The organism is Shimia sagamensis, assembly GCF_900182745.1.
Taxonomy (GTDB): Bacteria; Pseudomonadota; Alphaproteobacteria; order Rhodobacterales; family Rhodobacteraceae; genus Shimia; species Shimia sagamensis.
Window position 1 is genome coordinate 47,240 of the sequence record NZ_FXTY01000012.1, and the last position, 13,125, is coordinate 60,364.

Sequence of the window (13,125 nt, forward strand, 5' to 3'; positions counted from 1 at the left end):
AGGCCTGAGGGCGCGGAACCTGCAAGAGGGCAGGGCCTCTAAAACTTGCCTCAAAGTGGCCTATTAGCTTTTTCGCAAGGGCTTTCGGCGATTCTCTCTCTTGGGTGAGAAAAGTAGTGGTGAGAAAATGTCTTACGAAAAGATGTCGGGCACCGAGCTCAATTACGAGCCGTGCCAATATGGGGAATCGCGCCTTTTGTTTCGCGGTCCCAAACAGGAGCTTGATGCTCCGTTTGTTGCCTTTCTGGGGGGGACAGAAACCTATGGTAAATTTGTTCCGCGGCCGTTTGTGAACGCGCTGGACGAGGCTCTGCCAATCAATTGTGTGAATTTTGGGTACGTGAATGCCGGAATTGACGCGTTCTTGGCAGAACCGTCGGTGTTGCACAATGCACAGCAATCAGATGTGACCGTTGTTCAAGTCATGGGCGCTCAGAACATGTCCAATAGATACTACAAAGTGCATCCACGCCGGAACGATCGCTTCATCGGCGCGTCAAACATGATGCAAATGGTGTTCAACGAAATTGACTTCAGCGAGTTTCATTTTACACGGCACATGCTTGGAACGTTGTGCGCCCGCGCGCCGGATCGGTATGCGATGGTACGTGATGAACTCCGCATGGCGTGGAGCGCACGCATGAAGCTGTTGCTGAATACAATTGGCGGCAAAATTGTATTGCTGTGGGTTGCGGATCACGCGCCGGAAACAGCCATGGGCACCAGTGGCTTGGGGCCTGATCCATTATTCGTTGATCGTCTCATGATCGAGGAACTGCGGACTATGGTTGATGACGTTGTCGAGGTTGTGGTGAGCAAACAGGCGCAGGCCAAAGGGATTGAAGGTATGCAGTGCACCGATATGGAACGGGTTGCAGCTCAACGGATGTTGAATGCTGCAGCTCACCAAGAGGTGGCTGACGCCCTTGAGAAGAGCCTGTCCACCATGATTTGATGACGCAATACACCCAACGAGAAAGGCCCGCCAAAGAGGCGGGCCTTTTGTGTTTGCGTGAACTGCGCGACTTAGCCGAGCTTTTCAGTTAATGCAGGCACGGCCTCAAACAGATCCGCAACCAGTCCGAAGTCGGCCACCTGGAAGATAGGGGCTTCTTCGTCTTTGTTGATTGCGACGATGATCTTTGAGTCTTTCATACCCGCAAGGTGCTGAATGGCGCCGGAGATACCTGCAGCAATGTAGAGTTCAGGTGCAACCACCTTACCGGTCTGCCCCACTTGCCAGTCGTTTGGCGCGTAGCCTGAATCCACCGCAGCACGGGATGCGCCAACAGCGGCCCCCAGTTTATCCGCCAGAGCTTCAATGATTTTGAAGTCTTCTTCAGAACCAACGCCGCGACCACCGGAGACAACAATGCCAGCAGAGGTCAGTTCCGGACGATCGCTTTCGGCAACTTTGTCTTCGACCCATTCGGACAAACCCGGATTGTCAGCGGCACTAATGGTGTCCACAGAAGCAGAGCCGCCTTGGCCTGCCGCGTCGAAAGTTGACGTGCGGAAAGTGATCACTTTAGTTGCGTCGGAGGACTTCACAGTCTGGATCGCGTTGCCGGCGTAAATCGGCCGCTCAAATGTGTCAGCATCCACAACGGCCGTCACGTCGGAAAGTACCATCACGTCCAAAAGTGCTGCCACGCGGGGCATCACGTTCTTTGCGTCGGTCGTGGCCGGTGCCACGATATGGCTATAGTCGCCAGCAAGAGACACGATCAAAGCAGCGGTTGGTTCCGCAAGGCGGTGGCCCAGAGACGCATCTTCAGCAACCATTACTTTGGCCACACCGTCGATCGTGGCGGCGGCTTCACCGGCTGCAGCAGCCGAAGCGCCTGCGGCCAGAATAGTTATGTCACCCAGCGCTTTGGAAGCGGTGACTGCTTTGGCGGTGGCGTCCAGAGCCAGCTCGCCGTTGTTGACTTCTGCGAGAAGAAGAACAGCCATTACACAGCCCCCGCTTCTTTGAGTTTCTCAACCAGCTCATCTACAGAGCCCACGATGATACCTGCGGCACGCTCAGACGGCTCAGAGGTTTTGACAACCTCAAGACGCGGAGTTACGTCCACCCCGTAATCCGCAGCGGTTTTCTCATCCAGCGGCTTTTTCTTCGCTTTCATGATGTTTGGCAGGGAGGCGTAGCGCGGCTCGTTGAGGCGCAGGTCCACAGTGATGATGGTTGGGGTGCTAACCTTGATGGTTTGCAGGCCGCCGTCCACTTCGCGTGTCACAACCGCAGTGTCACCGTCGATGTCGACCTCAGATGCGAAGGTAGCTTGCGACCAACCCAACAGGGCGGACAACATCTGGCCGGTGGCGTTCATGTCGTTGTCGATCGCTTGCTTGCCGCAGAGAACGAGGCCTGGCTGTTCTTCCTCAACAATTTTTGCGAGGATCTTGGCAACAGCCAACGGCTCAATATCTTGGTCAACATTGTCTGCAGCCACAACCAGGATTGCACGATCAGCGCCCATGGCGAGCGCTGTGCGCAGCGTTTCCTGAGCTTGCTTCACGCCGATGGAAACAGCGACGATTTCGTCCGCTTTGCCCGCTTCCTTCAGACGGATGGCCTCTTCAACGGCAATCTCATCAAACGGGTTCATGGACATTTTCACGTTGGCGAGATCGACACCGGTTCCGTCCGCTTTCACTCGGACTTTCACGTTGTAGTCAATCACGCGCTTGACAGGCACAAGTACCTTCATGGGCGTAGGACTCCTCAAAGTTTGTCAAAGCCGCCTCAGGCAGCTCATCGGAATGCTCTCACCGCGTTGATATAGTCTCATGCGCGGCTGAAACAGAGCAAAATCGTCACGTTTTGGGGCAACGACGTCGCGTATCAGCGTTTTCACGCCACGTTTTTTGCAAGAATGTTTCCGCAGCGCAGAAAAGTTACGTAAGGGGAATTTACGTCAAGTGATTTGGTGGCGCTAACGGCGGCATTCAACCATTTAGCGATTCGCGCCAGGTATCCAAAGCACGTCAGACTGTCCGTTATCATTGGCGACGCGAGCCGCCACAAAGAACCAATCGCTAAGGCGATTGAGGTAGGTCACTGCGTCTGCATTGATGTCTTCAACTTGAGAAAGCTCGACTGACAAGCGCTCAGCGCGGCGGGCAACAGTGCGGCAGACATGCAGCTGCGCCGCCAGTGCCGAGCCACCTGGCAAAATAAAACTGCGCAGTGGTTCCAACTGCACATTCATGGCGTCAATCTCGGTTTCAAGGCGCAGCACTTGCGACGCAACTACGCGCAGCGGCGGATATTCTGCTGCCGCATCCTTGGCCATGTCAGGGCGGCAAAGATCTGCTCCTAGGTCAAATAGGTCGTTTTGGATACGGGCGAGGGCGGCATCCATTTCACCCTCAGAGTGGAGGCGCGCTACACCTAAAACGGAGTTCAACTCATCAGTGGTGCCATAGGCTGCCACCCGAGCATCATGTTTGGCAACACGATCGCCATTGCCCAAAGCGGTGGTGCCCTTGTCACCAGTACGCGTGTAGATTTTGTTGAGAACAACCATTTTCTCAGCCCCCGCTGCGTATCCAGACAAAACCTACGATCAAGATGACCGCTACAAACTGTGCAAGCAAGCGCAAGCGCATGATTTTGTTGGCGTGCTTTTTGTTAAACTCGCCACCTTTGGCGAACCCACCAATGCCGACAAGCAAAATGAAAAGGACTACAAGGCATGCTGCGGCAGCAAGCCAGAAAAGGGGATCATTGGCCATAAGGGACTCCGTTTTCAGCGATATTTCCGGTGTAGCTTGTCACGGCGCGGAACTGAACCACCTTTGACATGACGTCGCATCAGCCCTTAGCTACCATCCAGTCTAGCAATGTTGTCGGAAGCATGCGGCGCAGGCCGTTCATAATATGGGCAGGTGTTGTGACGCGATAGCGGGCACGAGGTCGTGGGGCTTCCAAGGCATGGATAAGTTTTTTGCAAACAGCTTCCGCCGGCAACTCAAATGGATCCAGCCCCTCATTCTTTTCAGAGAACCGCTTGACCAATCCTTGTCGGTAATCCTCTGCAAAGACGGAATTTTCCCAGTCGATCCATTCAAAAAACTGCTTAGCGTTATTCCTTCTCATGTCGGATGTGATTGGGCCTGGCTGAATCAAACTAACATGAATTGGTGTGTCGCGAAGCTCAATTCGGAGGCTGTCCGTTAGCCCTTCAAGCGCGTGTTTGCTCGCGACATATGCACCGCGATAACGCATGGCCACATAGCCCAAAACAGATGAGTTTTGAACAATACGCCCGTGGCCTTGTGCGCGCATAACCGGGATCACTTGTCGGGTGAGGTCGTGCCACCCAACAACATTGCTTTCCATCAGGTCGCGAAGCGCATCGGTCGGCAGGTCTTCTACGGCGCCGGGCATGCCGCGGGCACCGTTGTTGAACAAAGCGTCCAGAGTGCCACCAGTTGTCTCCAGTACCTCTTGCAGGCCAGAGCAGATACTGGCGCCGTCACGCAACTCAATCTGAGGGCTGTCAAAGCCGTCCTCAATCAAGCGCGCGCAGTCGTCGGCGCTCCTGCATGAAGCGAACACATGCCATCCTCGAGCGCGCAGGCAGTGGGCAGCTGCCAGCCCTATGCCGGAGGAGCAGCCGGTAATCAAAATGGATCTTTTTGGCATTTCTCTCCTGGCCGTCTGGCTCTTTGGGCTAGCCGTCAGCTTCGTCGGCGCTGTCGGCGTTCAATTGTCCGTAGTTTTGGGCTCCAATCGCATCGTGAAGCTCAAGTTGAGTTTCGAGGAAATCGATATGCCCTTGCTCGTCATTGATCAACTCTTCGAAAAGCCCCATGGATGCAAAACCCCCAGCATCGGCGCAATATTTTCGGGCTTCTGTGTAAAGGGCCACAGATTCCATCTCGGCTTTGAGATCACAGGCCAGCGTTTCACGTACATTTTCGCCGATGTGAAGAGGATCAAGGGTTTGCAGGCTTGGATGGCCTTCGAGGAAAATGATGCGGTCGATCAGCTTGTCGGCATGCTCCATTTCTTCGATGCTTTCTTCGCGCATCTTTTTGGCGAGCTTGCCGTAACCCCAATCTTTTTGGAGGCGATAGTGGAGCCAAAACTGGCTGACGACGGTCAGTTCAACCCGCAGCGCTTTGTTTAGATACTCGATGGCCTTTGGATCGCCCTTCATCACCAATACTTCTTTTGGTTTGCTCACTTCGCAATCCACGAAGCTCTGCAGGTACTTCCAGATTAGTATTGGCGCGCATCTTAGCAACAAAAAGCTTCATGCAGCCGCCGCATTCCGGCGATTTTCCAAGGGCATGGTGGATTTTTCTAGGAGTGATTATAGCTGCTTTATCTGCACAACGCATCCAATCAATGGCCGCGTTAATGTAGCGGTCGTTAATCGACTGGCAGTGGCACACAATCATAAGCTCGTCTCCGTGGATGAACTGCTAGTTGATTGAATTAGTTGGTAAGTCAATCCTGATAGAAATACGTTAGTTGCTTGCGGCAATATTGGGAGTGGAGAGCATCTTTGCGGCCATCCATCCAATTCGCCCGCTACCAGTGTCACGCAATTTCACCCAGCCGGTGCCATTTTCACGCAATATTTCGACCTCGCTGTCACGAGCCAACACCATCAGCACACCGTGAGAAGTGCCAGGCCCTCCGCGCATGTTCACGCGAGAGCCGCGCACACGCCGAATATCTCGCGTCTGTTGGGTTTCCAGCGCAAGAGCAACCGAGTCTTCAATGGCCGCGTTCGCTGCAACTGAATTTATGAGCAGTGGCGCCCCCGGTGTTGCAAAAGAGTCCAGCCCCGTGGCCAATGACGCTATGACAACCGGCACTGCACCTTTCTGAGTTACGCCTTCAACAACCGCAGGGGGTGCCGTTGGTAGGCGCTCAGACGTTGCAGAGGCTTGAGTGACAGTTGGCGCGGCCCTGACCTTGATAATTGGCACAGAGATAGCCGCACGCGCCACAATCGACGCGTCCTCATTTGGCTGAAGTATATTGTCCTCGGTCACTAGAACGCGCGATTTGGGTTCAAAATCAGACCCGCCGCTTAGCTCCCAAAAAACCCAACCTAAAAATGCAAGACTTAGAAATACAAATTTGTTCACTATTCAACCCCCAGGAGAATCACCTGTTCACACACCAGTGTCGGCTAACAGGTTCTACGAAAGGTTTACACTGCGGACATCTTATCATGTCGGGGAAAAAATCGCGAGTGTTCCCTCGCATCTGCTTTACCGACGCATCGTCAAAAGCTATCAGCAGAGTATGACTGATCTGATCGATGATGACCTCCCTTCCCAGAATGTGACCGAACCGCTGCGGCGCGCGATTGGTGACCGTTACCTGACCTATGCGCTTAGCACGATTATGCACCGTGCTTTGCCAGATGCACGGGACGGGCTGAAGCCGGTACACCGACGCATTCTCTACGCTATGCGTGAATTAAAGCTGAGCGCGACGGGAGGGTTTCGGAAGTCGGCCAAAATATCCGGCGACGTGATGGGGAACTACCACCCGCATGGCGACGCAGCAATTTACGACGCGATGGCGCGTTTGGCGCAGGACTTTAACGTGCGTTATCCGCTCGTCGATGGGCAAGGCAACTTCGGCAACATCGACGGTGATAACCCGGCTGCAAGCCGATATACAGAGGCGCGGATGACCTCCGTCGCTGAGGCCCTTTTGGAAGGCCTCAATGAGGATGCCGTTGATTTCAGAGAGAATTACGACGGCACTCTGCGTGAACCAGTGGTGCTGCCTGCAACATTTCCAAATCTTATGGCCAATGGGTCGAGCGGTATTGCAGTGGGCATGGCCACTAATATTCCACCCCACAATATCAGCGAGCTGTGCGACGCCTGCTTGCATATGATCAAAACGCCGGACGTGCGCGAAGACACTTTGCTGAATTACGTACCGGGTCCAGACTTCCCAACTGGCGGCGTGATTGTCGAGCCGCCTGAAAGTATTGCGCAGGCTTATCGTACGGGCCGAGGGTCTTTCCGCTTGCGCTGTAAGTGGGAGAAAGAGGATCTTGGTCGCGGGCAGTGGCAAATTGTGGTCACTGAGATTCCCTACCAAGTGCAAAAGTCCAAACTTATCGAGAAGTTGGCGGAGCTAATCCAGACCAAGAAAGTTCCAATTCTGGCCGACGTACGCGATGAATCGGCGGATGACATTCGCGTGATCTTGGAGCCTAAAAGTAAGAACGTTGAGCCGGATGTGCTCATGAACATGCTTTATCGCAGCAGTGATTTGGAGATTCGATTCTCGCTCAATATGAACGTTCTGATTGATGGGGTTACGCCAAAAGTATGCTCCATGAAAGAAGTCTTGAGGGCGTTTTTGGATTTCCGTCGTGAGGTTTTGATCCGACGGTCCACGCATCGGATGGAGAAAATCGATCACCGGCTGGAAGTGTTGGAAGGTTTCATTATCGCCTTCCTCAATCTGGATCGCGTGATTGATATCATCCGCTACGATGATGCGCCCAAACAGGCACTGATGGCGGAAAACTGGGATCTGGATCATCCGCGAGCGCGAGATGAGAAAGACTATAAATCGCCGCTTCCCGGTTCCGGCGAGACGCAACTCACTGAGGTGCAGGCTGAGGCAATCCTCAACATGCGCCTGCGCAGTTTGCGGCGTTTGGAAGAGTTGGAACTGGTTCGTGAGCGCGATGCGCTTCTGGAAGAACGCGCTGGAATCGTTGCGCTTTTGGGAAGTGATGAGTTGCAATGGCAGCGCATTTCCGAGCAGCTAAAAGAGGCAAAGAAAACCTTCGGGAAAGACTACGAAGGTGGCGCGCGGCGTACTGTGTTCTCTGAGGCGGCTGAGGTTGAAGAGGTGCCGATTGAGGCCATGATTGATCGTGAGCCCATCACCATTGTCTGCTCTGAAATGGGGTGGATACGGGCGATGTCAGGTCACATTGATCTGAAGCGCGAGTTGAAGTTCAAAGATGGTGATGGGCCGCGGTTTATCTTCCATGCGGAGACCACGGATCGGCTTTTGATGTTTGGCTCAAACGGGCGGTTCTACACGTTAAGCGCGGCAAATCTGCCGGGCGGACGTGGCATGGGGGAACCTGTGCGTTTGATCGTTGATTTGCCAAATGACATTGAAATCGTTGATATTTTTGTGCACAAGCCAGATCGCAAGCTGCTGGTTGCCTCCAGCGCCGGTGACGGGTTTGTGGTGCCAGAAAAAGACGTGATCGCGCAGACGCGGACCGGCAAACAGGTTCTGAATGTCAAAGACGACAATCGGGCGATGATCTGTCATCCGGTCAACGGGGATCACGTGGCAGTGGTGTCCAAAAACGGCCGTTTCCTTGTGTTCCCGATTTCCGAGATGCCAGAGCTTGGACGCGGAAAAGGTGTGCGAATTCAGAAGTATAACATGGCACGTGGGCGTCAGGGTACGCTGGAATTGGACGGCGGGCTGTCTGACATCACCACGTTTGAATGGGAAAATGGTCTGACCTGGTCGATGGGCGGCAGCGGTAAGACGCGGCACGAACAGGATCTGTCAGATTGGCTGGGAAAGCGGGCTGGTGTGGGCAAGAAAGCGCCCTACGGGTTCCCCAAAGACTACAAGTTCGACGCATAAATTTCGGGGGCCGTTGCGCCCCCGTTTTTGTCTGAAAAAGCACGTCGGTATTGCGTCTGTATCACGACTGTTTTGCGGAGGTGCGCGTTTTTGGAGAAAAGCGACAAATGCAACGGTCGGTGGGGTCACGAATTGGTGCGATTCTGCGCGTTGGGGTTGAGTGCTTGTAACGGTGTATAAGGAATAGTCATAATCTGTTTGGCGCGCATTCCGAAAGGATTGACGCATTGCCGCAAGGCAAGAGCGCCGACCCATCGCCATCTCAGTAAGAGAGGGGCTGACGCTCCTGTGGACCTTACTGAGGGAGTGGCACAATGTCAGATTGGATCGCAAACGGAGCTGAGCGCGCCTATTGGGACGCTTGCCGAAGTGAGGCCGAAGGTATCTATTTTGTGGAAGGGTGTTGGGCCTGGAAGGATAACGAAGAGCCTTCTGATAGCGTCTCTTTCGAAGTGACCTCTTCTGAAGGCCAGAAAGAGGTTGATGTTATTCAGGCGTTGAACACGAAGTACATCGATTGGTGCGCTGCGAGCGGATTGAGGCCGCGCAGAACTTATGCCTTGGAAGGTCTCACTGATACGCTGGAAGGGCGCGCAATTGACCTACGTGCTTGATCGCTCGTATGCTGCTGCGTTTTGTTCGCCAGCTTGGTGGCAACGCCCATCAAAATAGATGCCACGCGGCATGGCCCCTAAATGGCTAGGTGATGATCAGCCCCTCATGCTGCGAGTGCATGTCAGCAAGGCTGCAGTCTTTCGATCAACTGCAACCGCTCTTGATCGGGCAATGTATCCAAAAAGTCGGTTGGACGTGTGAGTGAGACAAATGCGCCGTCCGAAGACGTTTGTATCCAAGTCGCGACCGGCAGGCCGTCGGTCAACGTGCCGGTTAAACAGCCACCGGTGATCCCAACGCTTAATGTACCAGTGCCAGTAAGGCCCCGGTCTTTTAAGGCGCCAATCCGATCTTGGAGTGCCGTCAGGTGCGCAGCCTCTGATGTGCCAAAACCAAAGACGTAGATTCTCTGGCCTGCGTTGGGCGTAAGGGATTCGGTCTCAGTTGAAACCGTAAGGGGCACCGTTGTGCCCACCGGGGGTGGTGTGTTTGCGCCGTCGGGTGCAAAGCCAAAAAACAACTGTGCATCCGCGTCCGCTAGGCGCAGGACCTCAGGCACGCCAACAGCAATCGATATATCGCTTGGGTCTGTTTCCAACGGATCAAGTCGAGCCGCGGCGATGAGGCCGCTGGGGGAAACGACGCTGCACCCAGTTAAGAGTACGGAGATGAGACCGGAAAGAAAGATTGATTTGAACATTTCAATTGACCTCGCGGGCTGTGCATGTAAAAGCTTCAGAAATTCATGTTTAACATTAATTGATGGGCGGTAAAGGATGAAAGTTGAAAAAACCTCTGTTGTGCGGTCTGCAACCCTGTTGGGGCACGTGCTGTTGCTGATTTTGGTTGCTCTATCAGGGGCTGCTGCTGCGGTGGTCATTTGGCTCTTTGTTGATGCGCAGCAGCTCGGCCAAATCCTCGCAGCCGGGGTGGGCTACGAGAGCGAAGTCTTGAAACCATGGCAAGCCGTTGCTCTGACGCTGATTTTGTTGGTTCAAGTTGGCATTTGGATCGCGGTTGTCTTCCGGGGAAGACATATTTTCACCGCGCTCACGCAGGCCGCTCTCAGCGAGGCGAGCATGTCAGCGGGTAAAACCGCACGTCTGTTGTGGGCCATGTTGGTATGGGGAATCGTCGGGCATACCCTCGCGACAGTGGTCGCAACGTGGCATTTCCCCGAAGGCATGAAGGCGCTTGAGGTCTCCCTCGGATCAACGGAAATATCGATCGCTATTGCGGCCTTGCTGGCGACGTTTATGTCGCGTGCCTTTGTGTTGGGTGCTGCCCTTTGGCAAGATCATCAGGAGGTGATTTGAGATGCCCATCGTTGTGCGTCTAGACGTTGCGTTGGCGCAGCGCAAAATGACCTCCAAAGAGCTCGCGGCGAAGATTGGAATTTCGGAGCAAAACCTATCTGTGCTGCGCTCTGGTCGTGCTCGAGGTGTTCGCTTCAATACGCTTGATGCGATTTGTCAGGAACTGGATTGTCAGCCCGGCGATCTGTTGGAGTACGTCAGCCAGTGAGCGCAAGGCGCGTTTGGGGCAGAGCTCATGAGGTCACTTGATAGGCGTCGCTTTTAGCCAAACCCCGCCTTCCGGCCGCAGTGTCAGGATCATCACCGGTTTGGGTGGTTTGCCGTCAACAAGGTCAAAGCGAAAGCGTCTGAGCAGCGTGGCCAGCACAATCACCGCCTCCTGAATCGCAAAGCTCGCGCCGATGCAAATACGCGGGCCGTCGCCAAACGGTAGGTACGCGTAGCGGTCGATGGCTTTGCGGTTGGCAAAACGCTCGGGCTTGAAGGCGTCCGGGTCGTCCCAAAGCAAGCGATTGCGCCCAAGGGCGTAAATCGGGATCATCACGGTGTCGCCTGGGCGGATCTCGCGCGCGCAGAGCATGTCATGGGCCTGCGCTGTGCGGGAGATGATGCCGGCGGGCGGGTAGAGCCGCAGGGTCTCATCAATGATCTGGCGCACAAAGGTCAGCTCTAGGGCTTGGTCGCCGGTGATTGGCCCATCGGTGCAGATGTTGTTGATTTCGGTGCGGGCTTTGTCTTGTACGTCTTGGTCAAAGGCGCAGAGATACAGGGCCCAAGCCAGCGTGAGTGCGGTGGTCTCATGACCCGCAACAATGAAGGTCAATAGGTTGTCGCGCAGCTCGGCGGTGTTCATGGTCTTTTTGGTTTCCGGGTCTACGCCGGCCAGCAGCAGGTCGAGCAGGTCCGGTGTGTCTTTGGCGCCGCGCGCCTTTCGCGCTTCAATGGCGGTGTCGGCGACCTGTTTCATGTCGCCCAAGGCGTTGCCAGACATCATGCGGCCGGGGCGTGGCACCCAGTCGGGCACGCCCAGCATGTCCAAGAGAGAGATTTTGCCAGCTTCAGCGATATAGTCGTCGATGGCTTGATGCACTTTGGCGCTGTCAAAGCTGCCGTCTCCGGAAAAAGTCACTTCGCTGATCACGTCAAAGGTGGTCATCACCATTTCACTCATCATATCGACGGCGTGGGTGCTTTGGTCCGCGATCCGGTCTGCGGCGCGCTCCGCAGCTTGCGCCATGACCGGGGCGAGATTGGCGATATTGCGGTGGGTGAAGACCGGTGCGGCGGCGCGGCGTTGCCAGCGCCAGTGGGCCCCTTCGGCAATAAACAGGCTGTCGCCAATGGCGGGGCGCAGGATGTTTTTGGTGGCCTTGGATTTGGGATAGTCCTCCACACGTTCAAGCAGGATATGGCGGATGGCGCCTGGGTCCATCACCATGTGCCAGCGTAACCCCGTGCGACCGGAGACCATGGGTTGGCGCACGGCAAGTTCCGGCAGGATTGACAGCAGGTTGTTACGCGCCGCTTTGAGGGATCCCAAAAGACCCAGCGGCTCAGTTGCGAGCGCGGCACGTATCGGCAGGGCTTCGGGGGATTGAGGTACGTCGGACGCGGGATGGGACATCGGGGTTCTCCTTAGGCTTCAAGATAGGCGAGAGCCTCCAACCGACAAAGCCTTTGATTGCGTGGGCAGAGGCAATCCGATATGCACCCCCGTAATTTGAGACGAAGATCGATGGGGAAATACCTATGTTCAGACTGATTGCGTGCATCGCGGCGTTGGCCGTGTTGGTGTCTTGTACGGCGCCCACCAAAGACGTCACCGATGAGGTGCTGGATCTGGGTGATTTTGTGCTGGGCCACAACATTGTGGTGGCGCCTGACATTCAGAAAGGCCCGCTGTCGCGTGAAGCAGACACGGAAGCCTTCATTGCCAGCATGAAAAACGCGATCGATGCGCGTATGGGGGCGGCGCGCTATGACGGCACGCGGCTGGTGCATTTTGGTGTGAACATCAATGGGTATGCTTTGGCGCAAAAAGGCGTGCCTCTGATCCTGCAACCTAAGTCAGCGATCATCATCACTGTGACCGCGTGGGATGACCGTGCTGGGGGCAAGTTCAACGAAGAGGCCAAGGAGATCTTTGTTCTTGAGTCCTTCACTGGATCGTCGCTGATTGCGTCAAGTGGATTTTCGATGACGGCTGAGGAGCAGATGGCCAATTTGACCTTTAATGCGGCCCGCCAGATCGAAAAATGGATGTTTGAAAACCGGGCTTGCCTTGTGGATGATGTGTCCGCTGCGGACCTCGCTGAATGTTGGAAGGACAACAAAGACGAGGAAATGCGGCAACGCCTGCAGGATCATAAAGAGCGGCAGGGATAAACCACACTTGATTTTATCCGCGCAAGGCCATATGTCGCGCGCGGTAGAGGAAAACGGGTCAATGTGACCCAACCACAATGAGAAGGCGCCCGAGATGGCTAAGGAAAAGTTTGAGCGCAGTAAACCGCACTGCAACATCGGCACCATTGGTCACGTTGACCACGGCAAAACCACGCTGACCGCAGCGAT

General features: G+C 54.9%; 16 protein-coding genes. 7 read left to right on the top strand and 9 right to left on the bottom strand.

From position 1 onward, the window contains the following. Nucleotides 1–127 precede the first annotated feature (127 nt). Complete coding sequence (locus QOL67_RS20880) at nucleotides 128–955, top strand: DUF6473 family protein (RefSeq protein ID WP_283427930.1); 828 nt, start codon at nucleotides 128–130, stop codon at nucleotides 953–955. A 71-nt stretch (nucleotides 956–1,026) separates the two neighbouring features. On the opposite strand, the gene QOL67_RS20885 is transcribed toward QOL67_RS20880, so the two are convergent. The 7 genes from QOL67_RS20885 to QOL67_RS20920 form a co-directional block, all read right to left on the bottom strand. Next, on the bottom strand, nucleotides 1,027–1,956 hold the full coding sequence (locus QOL67_RS20885; RefSeq protein ID WP_283427931.1) for an electron transfer flavoprotein subunit alpha/FixB family protein: 930 nt from the start codon (nucleotides 1,954–1,956) through the stop codon (nucleotides 1,027–1,029). After that, nucleotides 1,956–2,714, bottom strand: a complete 759-nt coding sequence (locus tag QOL67_RS20890) for an electron transfer flavoprotein subunit beta/FixA family protein (protein WP_283427932.1) — start codon at nucleotides 2,712–2,714, stop codon at nucleotides 1,956–1,958. The genes QOL67_RS20885 and QOL67_RS20890 overlap by 1 nt, the downstream gene beginning before the upstream one ends. 246 nt (nucleotides 2,715–2,960) lie before the next feature. Beyond that, nucleotides 2,961–3,533, bottom strand: a complete 573-nt coding sequence (locus QOL67_RS20895) for a cob(I)yrinic acid a,c-diamide adenosyltransferase (protein ID WP_283427933.1) — start codon at nucleotides 3,531–3,533, stop codon at nucleotides 2,961–2,963. Between the two features lie 4 nt (nucleotides 3,534–3,537). Next, nucleotides 3,538–3,741 carry a twin transmembrane helix small protein gene (locus QOL67_RS20900; protein WP_283427934.1) on the bottom strand — a complete coding sequence of 68 codons (204 nt, stop codon included), beginning with the start codon at nucleotides 3,739–3,741 and terminating at the stop codon, nucleotides 3,538–3,540. Nucleotides 3,742–3,820: 79 nt separating this feature from the next. After that, entirely contained in the window at nucleotides 3,821–4,654 is an 834-nt protein-coding gene (locus tag QOL67_RS20905) for an SDR family NAD(P)-dependent oxidoreductase (RefSeq protein ID WP_283427935.1), read from the bottom strand. Nucleotides 4,655–4,682: 28 nt separating this feature from the next. Next, nucleotides 4,683–5,171, bottom strand: a complete 489-nt coding sequence (bfr, locus tag QOL67_RS20910; RefSeq protein WP_283427946.1) for a bacterioferritin — start codon at nucleotides 5,169–5,171, stop codon at nucleotides 4,683–4,685. A 313-nt stretch (nucleotides 5,172–5,484) separates the two neighbouring features. Continuing rightward, entirely contained in the window at nucleotides 5,485–6,114 is a 630-nt protein-coding gene (locus QOL67_RS20920) for an SH3 domain-containing protein (protein WP_283427937.1), read from the bottom strand. A 160-nt stretch (nucleotides 6,115–6,274) separates the two neighbouring features. On the opposite strand from QOL67_RS20920, the gene parC reads away from it, so the two are divergent. Further along, a complete protein-coding gene (gene parC / locus QOL67_RS20925) occupies nucleotides 6,275–8,620 on the top strand; it encodes a DNA topoisomerase IV subunit A (protein WP_283427938.1) in 2,346 nt (781 codons plus the stop codon). Nucleotides 8,621–8,934: 314 nt separating this feature from the next. After that, nucleotides 8,935–9,234 (top strand): hypothetical protein, encoded by a 300-nt coding sequence (locus QOL67_RS20930; RefSeq protein WP_283427939.1) that lies wholly within the window; start codon nucleotides 8,935–8,937, stop codon nucleotides 9,232–9,234. A 122-nt stretch (nucleotides 9,235–9,356) separates the two neighbouring features. Here the strand turns inward: QOL67_RS20930 and QOL67_RS20935 are convergent, their stop codons facing one another. Then, nucleotides 9,357–9,935, bottom strand: coding sequence for a hypothetical protein (locus tag QOL67_RS20935; protein WP_283427940.1), 579 nt, complete (start codon nucleotides 9,933–9,935; stop codon nucleotides 9,357–9,359). A gap of 76 nt (nucleotides 9,936–10,011) precedes the next feature. Between QOL67_RS20935 and QOL67_RS20940 the strand changes: the two genes are divergently transcribed. After that, nucleotides 10,012–10,551 carry a hypothetical protein gene (locus QOL67_RS20940; RefSeq protein WP_283427941.1) on the top strand — a complete coding sequence of 180 codons (540 nt, stop codon included), beginning with the start codon at nucleotides 10,012–10,014 and terminating at the stop codon, nucleotides 10,549–10,551. A gap of 1 nt (nucleotide 10,552) precedes the next feature. Continuing rightward, complete coding sequence (locus tag QOL67_RS20945; RefSeq protein ID WP_164645728.1) at nucleotides 10,553–10,759, top strand: helix-turn-helix domain-containing protein; 207 nt, start codon at nucleotides 10,553–10,555, stop codon at nucleotides 10,757–10,759. A gap of 33 nt (nucleotides 10,760–10,792) precedes the next feature. Here QOL67_RS20945 and QOL67_RS20950 read toward each other — a convergent pair whose 3' ends face one another. Beyond that, a complete protein-coding gene (locus QOL67_RS20950) occupies nucleotides 10,793–12,175 on the bottom strand; it encodes a cytochrome P450 (protein WP_283427942.1) in 1,383 nt (460 codons plus the stop codon). 125 nt (nucleotides 12,176–12,300) lie between these two features. Between QOL67_RS20950 and QOL67_RS20955 the strand changes: the two genes are divergently transcribed. Both QOL67_RS20955 and QOL67_RS20960 read left to right on the top strand, forming a co-directional pair. After that, on the top strand, nucleotides 12,301–12,936 hold the full coding sequence (locus QOL67_RS20955; protein WP_283427943.1) for a hypothetical protein: 636 nt from the start codon (nucleotides 12,301–12,303) through the stop codon (nucleotides 12,934–12,936). Nucleotides 12,937–13,030: 94 nt separating this feature from the next. Continuing rightward, nucleotides 13,031–13,125, top strand: a 95-nt coding sequence (locus tag QOL67_RS20960; RefSeq protein WP_131822069.1) for a GTP-binding protein, incomplete at its 3' end; no start/stop codon positions are given.